Here is a 19,294-nt window from a genome sequence, read left to right on the forward strand (position 1 = left end):
AGACGCTTGGCGCTCTCAGTAGCGACCTTGCACGGTCGAGAGGGTTAGCAACACCAGCTCCTGGCCGTCTACCTGGGCCTGCACCCGGGCGTCGATGCGGCGGAAATTCGGGTTCGGCGTGGCTTGCACCGACAGTCTGACGCTGAGCGTGCGCCCGGCCTGCTCGCAGGTGTTGCTGCTGTCGCCCACGCTGGGCAATTGGCGCGCCAGGCGCAGCCGGGTGAGCTCGTTTTCGGCGCAGAGCTGGGCCAGCCACTGCTGGCTCTGGCGCTCGGTGGCGCGGGTGAGCGCGCCCATGGCCTGCAAACCGGTTGCCAGGGTGATGGCCACCACCGCCAGCGCTACCAGTACCTCGATCAGGGTGAAGCCAGACGAGCGGTTCATGGCGCGTCTGTGTTGACGACGGCAAACGGCCCCAGGCCGTCGCTGGCCAGGCGCAGGCGGCGTTCGCCCAGGCGCAGCTCCAGGCTTTGGGCGCCGATCAGCGGCTCGGGCCCGAGCAGCAAGGTCTGGGCGCCGGTGGGCTGGACCACCTCGGCGCGGGTATCGGGGTCGAGCCAGGTGCGCGGCCCGCGCAGCGCGTCTGGCGCTTGCGCACGGGTCGGCAGGCCGACGAATTCAAACCCCTGCGGCAAGGCGCGCCAGATCACCGGGGCGCCGCTGGTGCGTGACTGCGCGCGCGCCGCCTCCAGCAGCGCGCTCAGGCGCAGCGCTTCGCGTTCGAGCCGGGTCGCGCTGGCGTCGCGCAGGCTTAGTGTGGCGCCGGCCGTTGCCAGCGCCACGATGCTCAGTACCAGCAGCAGTTCCAGCAGCGTAAAGCCGTGCGAGCGCCTGGGCATGGAAGACTCACTGCCAACTGCCAATGTCGGCGTCGCGGCCTTCGCCGCCGGGTTGACCGTCGGCGCCGAGCGAAAGCACGTCTACCTCGCCGTGCAGGCCTGGGTTCAGATACTGGTAGGGGCGGCCCCAGGGATCGGTGGGCAGCTTTTCCAGGTAGCGGCGCCAGTTCGGCGGCACCGGGTTGGCCGTTGGCCGGCTGACCAGCGCCGCCAGCCCTTGCTCGGCGCTGGGAAAACGTTGATTGTCCAGCCGGTACAGCTTGAGTGCCTGTTGGATGTTGTTGACGTCGGTGCGGGCGGCGGTGCTGCGCGCGTCGTCGGCGCGGTCGAGCACGTTGGGCACGATCAGCGCGGCCAGCACGCCGATGATGACCAGCACCACCATCAGCTCGATCAGGGTGAAGCCGCGCGCGCGCATGGCGCTGCGGGCGGCTGCCAAGGTGTCAGGGCGGTCTGGGCGGTCGGGGCGTGGCATTGTTTTCTCCGGCGTGCGGCTACGTTGGCGGGTCCGGCAGACCCGGGTGCGGCAGGCCTGATCTTAATCCGCGCCGCTGGCAGCCGTCTCGTGCCTGCTCGGCCCGGCACCGGGCTTGCGCCGGTCCGATGCCGGACAATCTCAGATAATGGGGCGATGAACAAGTCGGCATCTCTGGCGCATGCGGTCGCCCTGGGTAGCGCGCGCGCAGGCTGGACGCCTGCCTTGGCGGCGGCGCTGCTCTGGCTCGGCGCTGGTCTGAGCGCCGGGTACTGGTTGTTGTCGATCTGGGGCCAACCGGCGCTGACGCTGCAGCCGGCGCCCGCACCGGCCGCGCTCAGTGTCGATGTGGCCGAGCTGGCGCGTGTGCTGGGTGTTGCCGCAACGCCTGCGCCGGCCACCGCCGGCGTGCTGGCGCAGGCGGTGGCTGCGCGTTATGTGCTGTTTGGCGTGGTGGCCAGTGGCGGCGACCGGGGTGCAGCGCTGATAGCAGTCGATGCCCAGCCGCCGCGCCCTTACCGCGTGGGTGCCGTGCTCGAAGGCGGTCTGGTGCTGCAGGCGGTGCAGCCGCGCGTGGTGCGGCTGGGCCCAGCACTGAACGGACCCAGCACGGTCGAGCTGCGCCTGCCCGAACTGGCCGCGCCGGAGTGATTCGGCCCTGCGCGGTCTTGAGTTCTGTACGTCTGTACGGACAGAGCCCTTCGACAGGCTTCCTTCGACAGGCTTCCTTCGACAGGCTCAGGACAGGCCCTTCGACAGGCTCAGGGCGAACGGTTGCTACTTCACAGAAATCGGGGTCAGATTCCAATTTCCCCACTTCGGCAGGCTCAGGATAGGCTTGCCGTAGGAAGCCCTTCGACAAGCTCAGGGCGAACGGTTGATGCTTCTTCTGCGACCGGATCAGGACATTCGCTCAGGGTTTGCGCGCCGGGATCATCCGGCCGGGGTCTGCTGCGCCAGCAGCCGCTGCGCCGCTTGCAGCAGCGGCCAAGCCAGCAACGCCCCTTCGCCCTGGCCCAGGTGCAGCTCCAGATCCAGCAGCGGTCGCGCCTGCAGGTGCAGCAGCAGCAGGCGGTGCCCCGGCGCGACCGAGCGCTGGGCAAATACCAGATAGTCGCACACGGCCGGGCACAGGCCGTGTGCGACCAGCGCGGCCGCACCGGCGACAAAACCGTCGACCAGCACCACGCGGCGTTCGGCGCCGGCTTGTAACATGGCGCCGGCCATCATGGCGATTTCGAAGCCACCCATGGCCGCCAGGGCATCGAAGGCTGTGACGGCGTGGTAGTGCCGACGCGCGACTTTGAGCAGTTGCTTGAGCTTGTGTTTGCGCTGCACCTCGGCGGCCAAAGCGTGAGCCGCCGGGGCGTCGGTGCAGTCGTTGCTGGCGTCGGCCAGCGGCACGCCACACAGCCGCGACAGCAGCAAGGCAGCGCACGAGCTGCCGCCGACGCCGATGCTGCCCAGCGCCAGCACCTGGCCCGGCAGGTGGCGCACCACGTCCATGCCGGCATGCAGTGCGGCGACGGCCTGTTGCGGCGACATGGCCGGACTCAGCAGCATGTTGCGGCTGCCGTGGCCGATTTTCCGGCTCAACAGCGACACCTGCGCCAGCGCGTCGTGCGGCCGGCTCAGTTGCGCGGCCAAGCCGGCGTCAACCAGCGTCAGATCAAAGCCGTGCAGGGCGGCCAGTGCATTCACCGCCGCCTGGCCGCGCAGCAGGTGCAGCACGCGCTGCAAGCTGTCGGCTTGCGTAAACGCCGATACGCCTGCATCGGCAATGCCGTGGTCGGCGGCAAACACCAGCAGTTGTGGCGCATCCAGCGCCAGCCGGTCGAAAGCCGGCGGCTTGGTGCTTTGAATCCGCACCAGTTGCAGCAGCAGCGTCTGCAGCCGGCCCAACGCCTGGGTTGGCTGCGTGGGCAGCGCCAGACGTTGCGCCAGCGCTGCACCGAGCCCGGCATCTGTCGTCGGCAGCAGCCTGGGCAGCGTCAAGCCCGCCGGCGGGCGGGCGCTGTCGGCGGGCTTGACGCTGGCCATACCTGGCTGGGCAGACATGATCGGCATCTGGGCTAAGCGATCTTAGCTCTTGAGAAACAGCCGATACACCGGGTTGTCGCTTTCTTCGATGAAAGGATAGCCCAGTGTGCTCAGGAATTCGTCAAATGCCAGACCGTCCTGTGGCGGCACCTGCAGGCCGACCAGAATGCGTCCGTAGTCGGCGCCCTGGTTGCGGTAGTGGAACAGGCTGATGTTCCAGCCCGGGCGCATCAGGCTGAGGAATTTCAGCAACGCGCCCGGGCGTTCGGGAAACACAAAGCGCAGCAGGCGTTCGTCGTGCGCCAGCGGCGAATGCCCGCCCACCAGGTGGCGCAGATGGTCTTGCGCCAGCTCGTCGTGCGTCAGCTCCAGCGTCTGGAAACCGTGCCGGCGCAAGAGGGCGGCCAGTTGGCTGGATTCGCCCTTGCCGTGTGTGCTCAGGCCCATGAATACATGCGCTTGCGTGCTGTCGTGAATGCGGTAGCTGAACTCGGTGACGTTGCGCGGCTCGCCCGGCAGTTGGCCCAGCAGCTCGCAAAAGCGGCGCAGGCTGCCGCGCTGCTCGGGAATCGTGACGGCAAACAAGGCCTCGCGCTCTTCGCCGAGTTCGGCTCGTTCGGCCACGAAGCGCAAGCGGTCGAAGTTCATGTTGGCACCGGACAAGATGGCGGCGTAGGTCTGGCCCTGGGGCTGATGCCGTTCCACGTATTGCTTGATACCCGCCACGGCCAGCGCGCCCGCGGGCTCGACGATGCTGCGCGTGTCGACAAAAATGTCCTTGATCGCCGCGCACACCGCGTCGGTGTCGACCAGCACGAATTCGTCCACCAGTTCGCGCGCGATGCGAAAGGTTTCCTCGCCCACCAGTTTCACCGCCGTGCCGTCGGAGAACAGACCGACTTCGGACAGCGTGACGCGCCGGCCGGCGTCGACCGAGCGCTGCATGGCGTTCGAGTCGTTCATTTGCACCCCGATCACCTTGATCTGTGGGCGCACCGCTTTGATGTAATTGGCCACGCCGGCAATCAGGCCGCCGCCGCCGACGGCGACGAACACCGCGTCCAGACGGTCCGAGCTCAGGCTCTGCACCTGGCGCAGAATTTCCATCGCAATCGTTCCCTGGCCGGCAATCACGTCCGGGTCGTCGAACGGGTGCACAAAGCACAGGTCTTGGCTTTGTTGCAAGGCCACGGCGTGACTGTAGGCGTCGGAGTAGCTGTCGCCGTGCAGCAGCACCGAGGCGCCGAGCGCGCGCACCGCGTCGACCTTGAGCTGCGGCGTGGTGGTCGGCATCACCACCATCGCGCGCGTGCCTAGCTTGCGCGCGCCCAGCGCGACGCCTTGCGCGTGGTTGCCGGCCGAGGCGCAGATCACGCCTTTTTGCAGTTGCGCAGCGCTCAGATGCGCCATTTTGTTGTAGGCCCCGCGCAGCTTGAAGCTGAACACCGGCTGCTGGTCTTCGCGTTTGAGCAGCACCGTGTGGCCCAGCCGCTGGCTCAGGTTTTTGGCCGGCTCCAGCGCCGACTCGATCGCCACGTCATAGACGCGGGCGTTCAGAATTTTTTTCAGGTAGTCGGCTGGACTGAGGGCAGCAGGCGGCGCGGCGCTGCAAAAGGCGGTGTGGGCAGGGCGGTCAGGCATCGTGTTTCCTCGCTGCCGATGATAGCGAGGCGGGTGGCCAAAAAAAAACCCGGCTCGACAGTGCCGAACCGGGTTTGAATCCACCCGTGAGGGCAGAGGAGACAACCTACAATGCGATGGCGCCAGTGTAGCGCCCGCCATGCTGCATTGCAACATAGCGGGCACTTTATTTTGCTTCTTTTTGTGAGCAAAGTTCAAAGATGGCGCCGCTTTGTCATTCTTAGAGCGTCGCTCACACCACTGGATTTAGCATGGAATGCACCGTTTCCTGGACTGGCGCTGCCGGTACCCGCTCGAACATGGGCTTTATGGCTGAGACCGGCAGCGGCCATGTGCTGCACATGGACGGCGCGCCGCACGCCGACAAACCCGACCAAGGGGGTGCCAATCTGGCGCCGCGCCCCATGGAGGCCGTGCTGGCGGGCGCGGGCGCTTGCAGCGCCTACGACGTGGTGCTGGTGCTCAAGCGCGGTCGCCACGATGTGCGCGGCTGCAGCGTCAAGCTCAGCGCCGAACGTGCCGCCACCGACCCGAAAGTCTTCACCCAAATCCATCTGCACTTTCGCGTCAGCGGCCGCGCCATCCCGGCCCAGGCGGTCGAGCGCGCCATTGCCCTGAGCCAAGAAAAATACTGTTCTGCCAGCATCATGCTGGGCAAAACCGCCACCATCAGCACCAGCTTCGAGTTGCACGACGTGGCGGCCTGAGCGGCGCCCGTTCTTGGCCGACGGGGCTTGGCTTGGCCGCAGCTCGCCTATTGTTTTTGCGCGCGGGGCGCGCGTTCCCAGGCTGGCAGTGGTGCGGTGTTTTTTTGCATGGCTCATCCGGGGACAATGACGCTGCGCGCAGGTGTCAGCTCAGGTGATGCTTCTCCAGCAGGGCGCGGCGGGTGTTGGCGTGTTGTAGTTGGTCGAGCCACCAGCGCATGGCTTGGCCGGTCTCGGCTTCTGAGCGCGGGCGGCGCCAGGCGTAGGCCAGGCGGATCGGCGGGTTGTGCCTTTGTACCGCCTTGACCACCAGCCGCCCGGCGCTGATGTAGGGCTGGGCCATGGGAAGTGGCAGGAAGCCGCAGCCCAGGCCGCGCAACTGCGCCTCCAGCTTGTGCTGCATGGTGGGCACGGTGAACACGTCCTGCCCGGGCAGCAGGTTGTGCGTCTGGCCGTTGCCGCGGCGTGAGCTGTCGGCCACGGCCACGGCGCGGTGCTCGCGCAGCTCTTCGTCGCACAGGCTGTGGCTGGCCGCTGCCAGCGGGTGCTGTGGTGCCACGGCGTAGACGAAGCGCAGCTGGCCCAGCGGCTCGGTCTGGATTTCGGCCAGCGAGAGCTCGGCCGCGACACCGAGCGCCAGATCAGCCTGGCCACTTTTCAGCGCTTCGAGCGTGCCGGATAGCGTCTCGGCGCGCAGCTTGAGCCGCGTGGGAGCGCCGGTGGCGTAAAAGGCCTCGCACAGCTCGAACAGGGTGGAACGGGCAATGGTGGCGTCGGCCGCGATGCTGAGCTGCGGCTCCCAGCCGGTGGCCACGCGCTTGACGCGCTGGGCCACGGCATCGATCTCGTCCAGCAGGTATTGGCCAGCACGCAGCAGCTCGGCGCCGGCGGGTGTGAGCTGGGCACGGCGCGCGCTGCGGTCGAACAGCAGCACATCGAGCGCGTCCTCGATCTGGCGCACGCGGTAGGTCAGCGCACTGGGCACCAGGCCCAGCTCGCGCGCCGCTGCGGCCATGCTGCCTTGGCGCGCCACAGCTTCGATCAGGCCCAGATTTTCGGGCGAGAGGGCGGCGCGCTGGTTGGGGATGGCCATGTGGGATGTCACTCTAAGTTTGATTCGTCAGGCATTCATCAATTCAATTGAATTGAATGATGCCATCAAATGGCTGGTGCCTGCCTGGGTCCCGCACGGGCCACAATGCAGGGCAGGCCAGCGACGTGTGCTGACCCTTACGGGGACCGACCATGATGCAGATTCGACGCTCCCAGGAACGCGGTTACGCCGACCACGGCTGGATCAAGAGCTGGCACTCGTTTTCATTCGCGGGCTACTTCGACCCGGCCTGGATGGGCTGGGGCAATCTGCGTGTGATCAACGAGGACCGCATCGCGCCTGGCGCCGGCTTTGGCACGCACGGTCACCGCGACATGGAAATCATCAGCTATGTGTTGCAGGGCAACCTGGCGCACAAGGACAGCATGGGCAACGTGAAAGGCATTCCGCCCGGTGACGTGCAGCGCATGAGCGCGGGCACAGGCGTGACGCACAGCGAGTTCAACCATGCGCCAGACCAGACCACGCACTTCCTGCAGATATGGATCGAGCCCAAGCTGAAGGGCACCGAGCCCGGCTACGAACAGAGAACATTTGCCGCAGCCGACAAGCGCGGTCGGCTCAAGCTGGTGGCCGCGCCCGATGGCGCGCAAGGCTCGGTGAGCCTGCACGCCGACGCGGCGCTGTATGCTGGTCTGCTGGACGACAGCGAAACCGCCGAGCTGGCATTGGACCCCGCGCGCAAGGCCTACGTGCACCTGGTGCGCGGCACGCTGGACGTGAACGGCCAGGCCTTGCACGCCGGCGATGCCGCCTTGCTCGAGGGTGAGGCGCTGCTTCAGTTGCGCCACGGCGAAGACGCCGAGGTGCTGGTTTTCGATCTCGCTGCCTGAGCATTTTTTCTATCGCGCTTCGGCGTTTTACAACAGGAGTTTTTCATGGTCAAAGTAGTTGTGGTGTATCACTCGGGTTACGGTCACACCCAGCGCATGGCGCAATCGGTGGCCGATGGCGCGGGCGCGGAGTTGCTGGCGATCGACGCCGATGGCAACCTGCCCGCTGGCGGCTGGGAGGCGCTGGCCGCGGCCGACGCCATCGTCATGGGCTCGCCCACCTACATGGGCAGCGTGAGCTGGCAGTTCAAGAAGTTTGCCGATGCCAGCAGCAAGCCCTGGTTCAGTCAGCAATGGAAAGACAAGCTGTTCGCCGGCTTCACCAACAGCGCCACCATGAACGGCGACAAACTGTCCACGCTGCATTACCTGTTCACCCTGGCCATGCAGCACAGTGGCGTGTGGGTTGGCAGCGGCACGATGCCCAGCAACAGCAAGGCCGCGCAGCGCAACGACATCAATTACCTGGGCTCGTTCAGCGGCGCCATGGCCCAGAGCCCGTCAGACGCCGGCGCCAACGAAATGTTGCCGGGCGACTTGGAGACCGCGCGTTTGTTTGGTGAGCGCGTGGCGGTTGTCGCGGCACGGTTTAGTCGCTGAGGCTGCGCTTGCCCGTTCCTTGCTGAAATCGGCCCGAAGGGGCCATCCTCCGTGCTTGTCAAGCCCCGCTGAAGGCGCTGATTAACGTGAAAGTCGGGCCGCGACTCACTTCGCTCCCCTGTCCCGCGTGCGGGAGAGGGGTTGGGGGTGAGGGAGAACGGGCAGGACTTTCATTTTTTAGGGCGCCTTTCAAAGTCATGCCCGTTTGGTTGTGAGAGAACGACCCAAGACGCGGCGCCGGCGCCGGCGCCGCACTGGCGCTGGCGCCGCGCGCAAACGTGACCACGTGCTCGACTTCGACACGTATGCCTATCCACTCGCCCAGCTCGTGGTTGTGGTGCGAGGGCACGTGCGCGACCAGCGTTTCGCCGCTGCCCAGGCGCAGGGTGTAGAGGAATTCGGCGCCGCGAAACGCCTTGCGCACAATCTGTGCCTGCACGGGCGCCGAGTCGTCGTGCACGATGTCGTCGGCGCGCAGCAGCACGTCGCACAGACCGTCTGCGTAGGCGCTGGGCAGCGGGCATTCGTCAATGTCTTGCAGCGCGCCGAGCGGGGTCTGCACCACCACCTTTTGTTCTTGCTGTTGCAACTGCGCCGGCAGGAAGACGCTGTGGCCGATGAATTCGGCCACGAAGCGCGTGGCCGGGCGGTGGTAGAGCGCGTACGCCTCGTCCCATTGGTGCAACTGGCCCTCGTGCATGACGCCGATCAGGTCGCCGACGGCAAAGGCTTCCAGTTGGTCGTGCGTGACGAACAGCGCGGTGGCACCGGCGCTTTTTAAAATGGCGCGCACCTCGTGCGCCAGCCGCTCGCGCAGTTCGACGTCGAGGTTGGAAAACGGTTCATCCAGCAGCAGCAGGCGCGGCTTGGGCGCGAGCGCGCGCGCCAGCGCCACGCGCTGTTGCTGTCCGCCCGAGAGTTCGTGCGCGTAGCGCGTCTGCATGTCTTCGAGCCCGACCAGCGCCAACACCTCGGCCACGCGCGCGGCGCGTGCGGCGCGCGGCAGCCGGGCCAGGCCAAACGCCACGTTGCGCCCTACGTCCAGGTGCGGGAACAAGGCATAGTCTTGGAACACCATGCCGATGCGGCGCTGCTCGGGCGGTATGTGGTGCTGGCTGTCGCCGACGGTCTCGCCGTCGAGCTTGATGCTGCCGGCGCTGGCGCGCTCGAGCCCGGCGACGGCGCGCAGCAGCGTGGTCTTGCCGCAGCCCGAAGGCCCGATCAGCACGCCGATTTGCCCTGCGCTCAGGCCCAGGCTGACGCCGTTGACCGCCGCCTGCGTCTGGCCGGGGTAGCGCACGCTGAGTTGGGACAGGTTCAGGAACATGGTGCGTGATTGTAGATGACTACAATTCTCATTCGTGACGCCGTCGGGGCGCTCTTGTCTGCTCCACTTCCCATCGCTTTGCCCATGCTGCGCCGCTTATTCTTGGCCCTTTTTATTCTGCTGGTACTGGCGCTGACGCTGCCGCTGCTGGCGCTGGGGGCCTCCTGGTTGCAGTTCGACGCCGCCGCGCGCGACGTGCTGCTGCACATGGCGCAAACCGTGTTGCCAGGCTACGTGCTGACCACCTTCTTGCTCTGCCTGGCGGTGGCGCTGGGGGTGGCGCTGGTCGGCATAGTGACCGCCAGCGCGGTCACGCTGTTCGACTTTCCTGGCCGGCGCGTATTTGAGTGGGCGCTGCTGCTGCCGCTGGCGATGCCGGCTTACGTGGTGGCCTTTGCCTACACTGATTTTTTGCAGTTCGGTGGCCCGCTGCAGGTCTGGCTGCGCGAGACCTTCGAGCTGCGCGGCCGCTTGTTGCCCGAAATCCGCAGCACACCCGGGGCGGCCTGGGTGTTCATCTTCACCCTCTACCCCTACGTTTATCTGTTGGCGCGCACCGCATTGGCCGAGCGCGGCGCGCAACTGATGGAGGCGGCGCGGTTGCTGGGTGCGCCGCTGCGGCGGCGCATCGTCGAAGTGGCGCTGCCGCTGGCGCGCCCGGCGGTGGCCGCCGGCGTGGCGCTGGCCTTGATGGAAACCTTGGCCGACTACGGTGTCTCGAGTTACTTCGGCATCCACACCTTCAGCACCGGCATCCTCAAGGCCTGGCTGGTGATGGACATGCCCACCGCCGCCGCCCAGCTCTCCACCATGCTGCTGGTCACGGTGGCCTTGCTGCTGTGGCTGGAGCAGCGCGCCCAGGCGCGCATGCGCTTTGCCGCCGCGCGCGGCCTGCACGGCGGCAGCGCCGATGCGCAGCCGGTGCGATTGCGCGGCCGGCGTGCCGCGCTGGCGGTGCTGGTGTGCGGCTTGCCGATTCTGTTCGGTTTCGTGCTGCCGGTGTTGTTCATGCTGCGCCCGCTGATTGGCGGCTGGGATGTCTTGCCCTGGGACCGGTTTTTGCTCTGGTCGCGCAACAGCTTCTGGCTGGCTGGCCTGAGCGCCGTGCTGGCCACCGCGCTGGCGCTGCTGCTGTCGTTTGCGCTGCGGGTGCGACCGGGCGGCGTCACCCGCAGCGCGGTGCAAATCACCAGTCTGGGCTACGCGGTGCCGGGGGCGGTGATCGTGGTCGGCATTTTGCTGCCGGTCGGCTGGGTGCAGCAACTGCACCCGCAAAGCGCGGTCGGTTATTGGATCACGGCCAGCGCGCTCGGCATTATCTGGGCCTACCTGGTGCGCTTCACGGCGGTCGCTTTGCAGTCAGTGCAAAGCGGTTATGCGCGCATTGCGCCCAGCCTGGACGAATCGGCCCGCATGTTGGGCAGCACCGGCCTGGCGCTGGCCTGGCGCGTGCATTGGCCGCTGTTGCTGCGCTCGAGCGCCGCCGCCGCGCTGCTGGTGTTTGTCGACGTGCTCAAAGAGCTGCCCGTCACCCTGGTGCTGCGCCCTTTCAACAGCGACACGCTGGCGGTGGTGACGTTTCAGCTCGCGCGCGACGAGCGTCTGGGCGAGGCCGCACTGCCCGCGCTGACGCTGGTTTTGGTCGGCCTGCTGCCGGTGATTTTGCTCAGCCGCACGCTGCGCCAGCGCTGAGAGGCTGAGCGCACAAACCCGTCCGCGTCTTTGACAAGCGGCGCTTGCCGCACCGCACAAATTCCCTAGAATCGCACGACCGTTCGTTTTTGTTTTTCCCCGCACCCCACAGAGGAGATTCCATGACCGCTGGGTACCAGGTTCACGGCGATGTGGCCGTCATCACGCTGAACAACCCGCCGGTCAATGGCCTGGGCTTGTCCACCCGCCAGGCCATCGTCCAGAGGCTGGAGCAGGCCGAGAACGATGCGGCGGTCAAGGCCATCGTGTTGACCGGCGCTGGCAAGGCGTTTTCGGGCGGCGCCGACATCCGCGAGTTCGGTTCACCCAAAGCCATTCAAGAGCCCCACCTGCTGTCGGTCATCAGCCGCGTGGAGAACAGCAGCAAGCCGGTGATCGCGGCGCTGCACAGCGTGTGCATGGGCGGCGGCCTGGAGCTGGCGCTGGGCGCGCATTACCGCATCGCCGCGCCGGGCTGCAGCGTGGCACTGCCTGAAGTGAAGCTGGGTCTGATCCCCGGCGCTGGCGGCACGCAGCGCCTGCCGCGCGTGCTGGGCGTGGAAGCCGCGCTGAACATGATCGTCAGCGGCGAACCGGTCAAGAGCGAGTTGCTGGCGCAGCTACCGGGCCAGAAGCTGTTCGACAGGCTGGCCGGATCAATCGAAACGCTGGCCGAAGAAGCCCTGGCCTTCGCCCGCGAGATGGCCGCCCAACACGCGGACGGCTCCGCCTTCCCGCTGGTGCGCAACCTGCCGTGCAAGCACAAGGACGGCGACGCCTACTTCCAGTTCGCCCGCAACATGGTCAAAGGCATGGCCAAGAACTTCCCGGCGCCGCCCAAGTGCGTGGACGCGGTGGAAGCCGCGACCCAGAAGAAATTTGCTGACGGCATGGCCTTCGAACGCGAGATTTTCATTAACCTGATGTGGACGCCGCAGAGCAAGTCGCTGCGCCACCTGTTCACCGCCGAGCGTGCCGCCAGCAAAATCCCCGACGTGCCCGAAGGCACGCCCAAACGCGCCATCGAATCGGTGGCCGTGATCGGCGCCGGCACCATGGGCGGCGGCATTGCCATGAACTTCCTCAACGCCGGCATCCCGGTGAAGATGCTGGAGATGAAGCAGGAAGCGCTGGAGCGCGGCGTGGCCACCATCCGCAAGAACTACGAAGCCCAGGTCAAGAAGGGCAAGCTCAAAGCAGACAAGTACGAGCAGCGCATGGGCCTGCTGTCCACCACGCTGAGCTACGACGAGATCGGCTCGGCCGACCTGGTGATCGAAGCCGTGTTCGAAGAGATCGGCGTCAAGCAAGCGGTGTTCAAGGAACTCGACCGCGTGATGAAGCCCGGTGCCATCCTGGCATCCAACACCTCGACGCTGGACGTGAACAGAATTGCGAACTTCACCCAGCGCCCGCAGGACGTGGTGGGCCTGCACTTCTTCAGCCCGGCCAACGTGATGAAACTGCTGGAAGTGGTGCGCGGTGACGCCACCGCCCAGGACGTGCTGGCCACGGTGATGGCGGTGGCCAAAAAGATCGGGAAGACGGCGGTGGTGTCTGGCGTGTGCGACGGCTTCATTGGCAACCGCATGATCGAGCAGTACGGCCGCCAGGCTGGCTTTTTGCTCGACGAAGGCTGCACGCCCGAGCAGGTGGACAAGGCGATGGAGACGTTCGGCATGGCCATGGGGCCGTTCCGCATGGGCGACCTGGCCGGCAACGACATCGGCTGGGCGATCCGCAAGCGCCGCTACCAGGAAAAGCCGGACATGAAGTACAGCAAGACCGCCGACCTGCTGTGCGAGCAGGGCCGCTTCGGCCAGAAGACCGGCGCCGGCTGGTACGACTACCTGCCGGGCAAGCGCGACGCCATCCCGAACGCGGAAGTGGTGCAGATGATTGAAGACCACCGCGCCGCTGCCGGCATCACGCCGCGCAAGATTTCGGACGAAGAAATCGTGCAGCGCCTGGTGTTCTCGCTGGTCAACGAGGCCGCGCGCATTCTGGAAGAGGGCATCGCCAACAAGGCCAGCGACATCGACGTGGTCTACATCTTCGGTTACGGCTTCCCGGTGCACCGCGGCGGCCCGCTGAACTACGCCAACGAAGTGGGCCTGTTCAACGTGGTGCAGGCCATGAAGCGCTTCGCGAAGAACCCGCTGGACGATGCGAAGTTCTGGGAGCCGGCGCCTTTGCTGGCCAAGCTGGCCGCCGCCGGTGAAACCTTCTAAAGCCACAAGGACACCCTCATGACCAAGGCCGTCATCGTCTCCACCGCCCGCACGCCCCTGGCCAAGAGCTGGAAGGGCGCTTTCAACATGACCCACGGCGCCACGCTCGGCGGCCACGCCGTGCAGCACGCTGTTGCGCGCGCCGGTATCGAAGCCGCAGCAGTCGAAGACGTGATCATGGGCTGCGCCAACCCCGAGGGCGCGACCGGTGCCAACATCGCGCGCCAGATCGCGCTCAAGGCCGGCCTGCCCATCACGGTCTCGGGCATGACCGTCAACCGTTTCTGTTCCTCGGGCCTGCAGACCATTGCCTTGGCCGCGCAACGCATCATCGCGGGCGAGGGCTCGGTGTACGTGGCCGGTGGCGTGGAAAGCATCTCCTGCGTGCAGCAGGAAATGAATGTGCACATGCTCAAGGACCTGGCGCTGGAGAAGATCAAGCCCGAGATTTACTGGAACATGCTGCAGACCGCCGAACAGGTGGCCAAGCGCTACAACATCAGCCGCGACGCCATGGACGAGTACGGCGCGGCCAGCCAGCAGCGTGCCACGGCCGCGCTGCAAGCCGGGTTGTTCAAGGCCGAGATCGCGCCCATCACCGTCACCGCCGGTGTCGTCGACTTGGGTCTGGGCCTGATGACCCAACAGGTCACGGTCGAAAACGACGAAGGCATCCGCGCCGGCACCACATTTGAAGGTATCCACGGCCTGCGCTCGGCGCTGCCGGGCGGACTCATTTCTGCCGGTAACGCCAGCCAGTTTTCAGACGGCGCAGGTGCCTGCGTGCTGATGGACGAAACCCTGGCGCAGAAGCGTGGCCTGCAGCCGCTCGGCCGTTTCCTGGGCTTTGCCGTCGCCGGTTGTGAGCCGGATGAGATGGGCATCGGCCCGGTGTTCGCCATCCCCAAGGTGCTCGCGCGCCTGGGTCTGAAGGTGAGCGACATCGACCTGTGGGAACTCAACGAGGCCTTCGCGGTGCAGGTGCTGTACTGCCGCGACAAGCTGGGCATTCCGCCCGAGCGGCTGAACGTCAACGGCGGCGCGATTGCGGTGGGCCACCCCTACGGCGTGTCGGGCCAGCGCCTGACCGGCCACGCGCTGATCGAAGGCCAGCGCCGTGGCGCCAAGCGGGTGTGCGTGACCATGTGCATTGGCGGCGGCATGGGCGCGGCGGGTGTGTTCGAGGTCTTGTCGAAGACCTGAAGGGCATCACCGTGCTGTACGCATCGGATGCGGGCAAACACATCACGGGGCAGTGGCTGGCGGTGGATGGTGGCGTGAGCGCGATCACTGGCGGCTGAACGAGTCCTTTTCGTTGAGCGCATTCCACCCCGTTCGGGCTGAGCTTGTCGAAGCCCTCGTACACGAACACCTCGCAAGTCCTTCGACAGGCTCAGGACGAACGGATATTTTGACAGGCCCCATGGAGTTTTCTGTCCACATCCCTTTCGTCGAGCTGCTCGGCTTTAAACTGCAAAAGTTCGAAGGCGGCGAGGCAGAGATCGCCTTCGCGCCCAGGCGCGAACACGAGAACTCGTTCAACGTGGTGCACGGTGGCGCCAGCATGACGCTGCTCGATGTGGTGATGGCGCACGCGGCGCGTTCGGTGGAACCGGCCATGGGCTGCGTCACCATCGAGATGAAGACCAGCTTCATGCGCGCCGCCCAAGGGCCGCTGCAGGCGAAGGGAAAACTGCTGCACCGCAGCGCCACCATGGCCTTCACCGAAGGCAGCATCTTCGATGCCACGGGCAAGCTTTGCGCCCACGCCACCGGCACCTTCAAGTTCGTGCCACGCCTGCCGGTGGGCACGTTCACCAACGCGCTCAATACCTTGAAGACCGACTGAGCTGTCGGTCGCCCTCAACCCGCAGACACAGCATGCCCGCGAATCAACAGATCATTCTCGACAACCGCCCGCAGGGCGTTGCCACCGTCGGCAACTTCAAGCTGATCACCACCGACACCCCGGCCCTGGCCGATGGCCAGGTGCTTGTGAAGCACCACTACCTGAGCCTGGATCCGTACATGCGTGGCCGCATGAACGACAGCAAGAGCTACGCGGCGGCGCAACCGCTGGGCGAGGTCATGATCGGCGGCACCGTGGGCGAGGTGGTCGAATCGAAACACCCCAGATTCAAGGTCGGCGACCCGGTGGTGGGCATGGGCGGCTGGCAGCAGTACAGCGTGGTGGACGCGACACAGCCCGCCGCGCTGCGCAAGGTGGACACCACCCACGTGCCGCTGTCCTATTACCTGGGCGCGGTCGGCATGCCGGGCGTGACCGCCTGGTACGGTCTGGTGAAAATCATCAACCCCAAGGCGGGCGAGACGGTGGTCGTCAGCGCCGCCACCGGGGCCGTGGGCAGTGCCTTCGGTGCCCTGGCCAAAGCGCGCGGCTGCCGCGTGGTGGGCATCGCGGGCGGACCGGCGAAATGCACCTATGCGGTGGACGAACTGGGCTTTGACGCCTGCATCGACCACAGGCAACACCCAGACATGTATTCGCTGGCCAAGGCACTGAAACAGGCATGCCCGAACGGCATCGACGGTCACTTCGAGAACGTGGGCGGCATGATCCTGGACGCCGTGCTGCTGCGCATGAACGCCTTCGGCCGCATCGCGGTCTGCGGCATGATCGCGGGCTACGACGGCGCGCCGCTGCCGCTGGCCAACCCGGCGCTGATTCTGATGAACCGGCTGAAGATCGAAGGCTTCATCGTCAGCGAACACATGGAAGTCTGGCCCGAAGCGCTGGCCGAGCTGGGCCTGCTGGTGGCCACTGGCAAGCTGCGCCCGCGCGAGACCGTGGCGCAGGGCCTGGAGAACGCGCCCGAGGCTTTTCTGGGTTTGCTCAAAGGCAAAAATGTCGGTAAACAGCTGGTGAGGATGTGACCCACCCGAGCCGCCTGCGACGTCACCCTTCAGGGGAGCCGCGGGACTGCCACCGTTAGCGGCGCACGCGGGTCATTACAAATTTGGCCCCAGCCAGCGTTGCAGTTCGATGGCTTGCAAGCCGCTGCGTCGCGCCAAATCCTGCACCTGGTCGGCGCCGATCTTGCCGACGTTGAAATACCGACTGTGCGGGTGGCTGAGGTAAAAGCCGCTGACGCTTGCGGCCGGTCGCATGGCCAGGCTTTCGGTCAGGCGCATGCCAATGTCCTCGCAGCGCAGCAGCTCGAACACAGCGCGCTTGACCGAATGATCCGGGCAGGCCGGGTAGCCCGGCGCGGGGCGGATGCCTTGGTATTTTTCATCGATCAGGTCTTGCGTGCTGGCTGATTCAGCGCCCGCGTAGCCCCATAGGTCGGTGCGCACGCGCTGGTGCAGGCACTCGGCAAAGGCCTCGGCCAGACGGTCGGCCAGCGCCTTGAACAAAATGGCCGAGTAGTCGTCATGTGCGTCCAGGAACTGTTGTTCTTTCTTTTCGGCACCCAGGCCGGCGGTGACGGCAAACAGGCCGACATAGTCGTCTGCCACCCCCTTGGGGGCGACAAAATCGGCCAGGCACAGGCTGGGGCGCAGCACGCCGTCCATTTCCTGTTTTTCGGTCTGCTGGCGCAGACCGTGCCAGGTGAGCGCGACCTGGCTGCGGCTCTCGTCGGTGTAGAGCTCTATGTCGTCGTCGTTGACCGCATTCGCCGGGTACAGACCGATCACGCCATTGGCGCTCAACCAGCGGCCTTCGATGATCTTCTTCAGCATGGCCTGCGCGTCGGCAAACACGCGCTTAGCCTGCTCGCCCACCACCTCGTCGGTGAGGATGGCGGGGTACGGCCCGGCCAGGTCCCAGGTCTGGAAGAACGGCGCCCAGTCGATGTACTTGGCGATCTCGGCCAGGTCGAAGTTCTTGAAGGGGCGCTTGCCGATGAACTTGGGTTTCGCGGGTTGGAAGCCCGCCCAGTCCATGGGCGTTTTGTTGGCACGCGCCTTGTCCAGCGGCCACAGCGGCACCTGCTTCTTGTTCGCGTGCTGCGTGCGCACCTTGTCATAGTCGGCGTTCAGTTCGGCGATGTACTTCGCCGCCTGCTCGCCCAGCAGGCCCTGCGCCACGCTCACACTGCGCGAAGCATCCGGCACATAGACCACCGGGCCGCTGTAGTGCGGCGCGATCTTCACAGCGGTGTGCACGCGGCTGCAGGTGGCGCCGCCGATCAGCAGCGGAATCTGCCGCTCGCGAAAGTGCGCGTCCTTCTCCATTTCGCTGGCCACGACCTGCATTTCTTCCAGGCTGGGCGTGATCAGGCCCGACAGGCCCACGATGTCGGCACCCTCTTCCTTGGCCTTGGCCAGCACCTCGTGGCAGGGCACCATCACCCCCATGTTGACCACCTCGAAGTTGTTGCACTGGAGCACCACGGTGACGATGTTCTTGCCGATGTCGTGCACGTCGCCCTTGACGGTGGCGATGACGATCTTGCCCTTGGTTTTCACGTCCTGCCCGGCAGCGGCCTGGGCCAGCTTTTCGGCCTCGATGTAGGGCAGCAGGTGGGCCACGGCCTGCTTCATCACGCGCGCGCTCTTGACCACCTGCGGCAGGAACATCTTGCCCTGGCCGAACAGGTCGCCGACGACGTTCATGCCGTCCATCAGCGGGCCTTCGATCACGTGCAGCGGGCGTCCGCCATCGGCCTCGATCTCGCGCCACATCTCTTCGGTGTCTTCGCTGATGTGCTCGTTCATGCCACGCACCAGCGCGTGCGTGAGGCGCGCGCGGATCGGCAGGCCGCGCCATTCGTTCTTCTTGCTCTCGTCCTTGGCCGAGCCCTTGGCGTTTTCGGCCACTTCAACCAGTCGCTCGCCCGCGTCGGGTCGGCGGTTCAGCACCACGTCTTCCACCCGCTCGCGCAGCTCGGGTTCGAGCTCGTCGTACACACCCACCATGCCGGCGTTGACGATGCCCATGTCCATGCCGGCCTGGATGGCGTGGTACAGGAACACGGTGTGGATCGCTTCGCGCACCGGGTCGTTGCCCCGGAAGCTGAACGACACGTTGGACACGCCGCCGCTGACCTTGGCGCCCGGCAGGTTCGTCTTGATCCAGCGCGTGGCGTTGATGAAATCGACCGCGTAGTTGTTGTGTTCCTCGATGCCGGTGGCGATGGCAAAAATGTTGGGGTCGAAGATGATGTCTTCCGGCGGGAAACCCACCCCACCTTGGTCAACATCCGCCACCAGCACGCGGTAGGCGCGCTCGCAGATCTCGATCTTGCGCTCGTAAGTGTCGGCCTGGCCTTTTTCGTCAAAGGCCATCACCACCGCGGCAGCGCCGTAGCGCTTGACCAGCCGCGCCTGGCGCTTGAACTCGGCCAGGCCCTCTTTCATGCTGATCGAGTTGACGACGCCCTTGCCCTGCACGCAGCGCAGGCCGGCCTCGATCACCTCCCACTTGGAGCTGTCCACCATCACCGGCACGCGCGCGATGTCGGGCTCGCCGGCGATCAGGTTGAGGAACTTCACCATCGCGGCCTGGCTATCGAGCATGGCCTCGTCCATGTTGATGTCGATCACCTGTGCGCCGTTTTCCACCTGCTGGCGCGCCACCGCCAGCGCCTGCTCGTACTCGCCGTTCAGGATCATGCGGGCGAAAGCCTTGGAGCCGGTGACGTTGGTGCGCTCGCCAATGTTCACAAACGAAGCGGTTCGGGACTGACCTTCAGATCCGTCCCCATCTGAACAGACGGCGCCGATGCGCAGCAGCTCCAGGCCGCAGAGCAGCATGGGTGGTACGGCAGGTGACGAAGCGGGAGAAACGGCGGGATTGGACGCAGCGGACATGGGCTCACCAGGGGTTC

16 protein-coding genes and 2 pseudogenes are annotated in these 19,294 nt (G+C 66.0%); 10 read left to right on the forward strand and 8 right to left on the reverse strand.

Features of this window, described 5'->3' with window-relative positions:
- Positions 1 to 15: 15 nt before the first annotated feature.
- The 3 genes from gspI to gspG are packed head-to-tail and all read right to left on the reverse strand — an operon-like array spanning position 16 to position 1,257.
- A complete protein-coding gene (gspI, locus tag EST26_RS01790; protein WP_291064910.1) occupies positions 16 to 384 on the reverse strand; it encodes a type II secretion system minor pseudopilin GspI in 369 nt (122 codons plus the stop codon).
- Positions 381 to 839 (reverse strand): prepilin-type N-terminal cleavage/methylation domain-containing protein, encoded by a 459-nt coding sequence (locus tag EST26_RS01795; protein WP_291064912.1) that lies wholly within the window; start codon positions 837 to 839, stop codon positions 381 to 383. The genes gspI and EST26_RS01795 overlap by 4 nt, the downstream gene beginning before the upstream one ends.
- Positions 840 to 846: 7 nt before the next feature.
- Positions 847 to 1,257, reverse strand: a complete 411-nt coding sequence (gene gspG, locus EST26_RS01800; protein WP_291065252.1) for a type II secretion system major pseudopilin GspG — start codon at positions 1,255 to 1,257, stop codon at positions 847 to 849.
- A gap of 213 nt (positions 1,258 to 1,470) precedes the next feature.
- Between gspG and EST26_RS01805 the strand changes: the two genes are divergently transcribed.
- A complete protein-coding gene (locus EST26_RS01805; RefSeq protein WP_291064914.1) occupies positions 1,471 to 1,965 on the forward strand; it encodes a type II secretion system protein N in 495 nt (164 codons plus the stop codon).
- Positions 1,966 to 2,247: 282 nt separating this feature from the next.
- Here the strand turns inward: EST26_RS01805 and EST26_RS01810 are convergent, their stop codons facing one another.
- Positions 2,248 to 3,372, reverse strand: a complete 1,125-nt coding sequence (locus tag EST26_RS01810; RefSeq protein WP_291064916.1) for a nicotinate-nucleotide--dimethylbenzimidazole phosphoribosyltransferase — start codon at positions 3,370 to 3,372, stop codon at positions 2,248 to 2,250.
- Positions 3,373 to 3,396: 24 nt separating this feature from the next.
- Positions 3,397 to 4,995, reverse strand: a complete 1,599-nt coding sequence (gene ilvA, locus EST26_RS01815) for a threonine ammonia-lyase, biosynthetic (protein WP_291064918.1) — start codon at positions 4,993 to 4,995, stop codon at positions 3,397 to 3,399.
- Between the two features lie 251 nt (positions 4,996 to 5,246).
- Here ilvA and EST26_RS01820 point away from each other — a divergent pair, with 251 nt between their 5' ends.
- Positions 5,247 to 5,702 carry an OsmC family protein gene (locus tag EST26_RS01820; RefSeq protein WP_291064920.1) on the forward strand — a complete coding sequence of 152 codons (456 nt, stop codon included), beginning with the start codon at positions 5,247 to 5,249 and terminating at the stop codon, positions 5,700 to 5,702.
- 145 nt (positions 5,703 to 5,847) lie between these two features.
- On the opposite strand, the gene EST26_RS01825 is transcribed toward EST26_RS01820, so the two are convergent.
- Positions 5,848 to 6,795 (reverse strand): LysR family transcriptional regulator, encoded by a 948-nt coding sequence (locus tag EST26_RS01825; RefSeq protein WP_291064922.1) that lies wholly within the window; start codon positions 6,793 to 6,795, stop codon positions 5,848 to 5,850.
- A gap of 152 nt (positions 6,796 to 6,947) precedes the next feature.
- Here EST26_RS01825 and EST26_RS01830 point away from each other — a divergent pair, with 152 nt between their 5' ends.
- Complete coding sequence (locus tag EST26_RS01830) at positions 6,948 to 7,649, forward strand: pirin family protein (protein ID WP_291064924.1); 702 nt, start codon at positions 6,948 to 6,950, stop codon at positions 7,647 to 7,649.
- A 45-nt stretch (positions 7,650 to 7,694) separates the two neighbouring features.
- Entirely contained in the window at positions 7,695 to 8,249 is a 555-nt protein-coding gene (locus EST26_RS01835) for a flavodoxin family protein (protein WP_291064926.1), read from the forward strand.
- A gap of 274 nt (positions 8,250 to 8,523) precedes the next feature.
- Here EST26_RS01835 and EST26_RS01840 read toward each other — a convergent pair.
- Positions 8,524 to 9,576 (reverse strand): annotated as a pseudogene (locus EST26_RS01840) (ABC transporter ATP-binding protein); the annotation flags it as partial.
- 84 nt (positions 9,577 to 9,660) lie between these two features.
- On the opposite strand from EST26_RS01840, the gene EST26_RS01845 reads away from it, so the two are divergent.
- The 6 genes and pseudogenes from EST26_RS01845 (at position 9,661) to EST26_RS01870 (ending at position 16,394) form a co-directional block, all read left to right on the forward strand.
- Positions 9,661 to 11,268 carry an iron ABC transporter permease gene (locus EST26_RS01845; RefSeq protein WP_291065254.1) on the forward strand — a complete coding sequence of 536 codons (1,608 nt, stop codon included), beginning with the start codon at positions 9,661 to 9,663 and terminating at the stop codon, positions 11,266 to 11,268.
- Positions 11,269 to 11,390: 122 nt separating this feature from the next.
- Positions 11,391 to 13,499 carry a 3-hydroxyacyl-CoA dehydrogenase NAD-binding domain-containing protein gene (locus tag EST26_RS01850; RefSeq protein ID WP_291064929.1) on the forward strand — a complete coding sequence of 703 codons (2,109 nt, stop codon included), beginning with the start codon at positions 11,391 to 11,393 and terminating at the stop codon, positions 13,497 to 13,499.
- Positions 13,500 to 13,517: 18 nt separating this feature from the next.
- On the forward strand, positions 13,518 to 14,702 hold the full coding sequence (locus EST26_RS01855) for an acetyl-CoA C-acyltransferase (RefSeq protein ID WP_291064930.1): 1,185 nt from the start codon (positions 13,518 to 13,520) through the stop codon (positions 14,700 to 14,702).
- Positions 14,693 to 14,800 (forward strand): annotated as a pseudogene (locus tag EST26_RS01860) (gluconate 5-dehydrogenase); the annotation flags it as partial. The gene EST26_RS01855 and the pseudogene EST26_RS01860, both read left to right, overlap by 10 nt.
- Positions 14,801 to 14,922: 122 nt before the next feature.
- A complete protein-coding gene (locus EST26_RS01865; RefSeq protein ID WP_291064932.1) occupies positions 14,923 to 15,348 on the forward strand; it encodes a PaaI family thioesterase in 426 nt (141 codons plus the stop codon).
- Between the two features lie 32 nt (positions 15,349 to 15,380).
- Complete coding sequence (locus EST26_RS01870; protein ID WP_291064935.1) at positions 15,381 to 16,394, forward strand: NADP-dependent oxidoreductase; 1,014 nt, start codon at positions 15,381 to 15,383, stop codon at positions 16,392 to 16,394.
- Between the two features lie 75 nt (positions 16,395 to 16,469).
- Here EST26_RS01870 and metH read toward each other — a convergent pair whose 3' ends face one another.
- Positions 16,470 to 19,277: a methionine synthase gene (gene metH / locus EST26_RS01875; protein ID WP_291064937.1), complete on the reverse strand. Its 2,808-nt coding sequence runs from the start codon at positions 19,275 to 19,277 to the stop codon at positions 16,470 to 16,472.
- Positions 19,278 to 19,294 lie beyond the last annotated feature (17 nt).

Source organism: Hydrogenophaga sp. (assembly GCF_014773545.1).
Taxonomy (GTDB): domain Bacteria; phylum Pseudomonadota; class Gammaproteobacteria; order Burkholderiales; family Burkholderiaceae_C; genus Hydrogenophaga.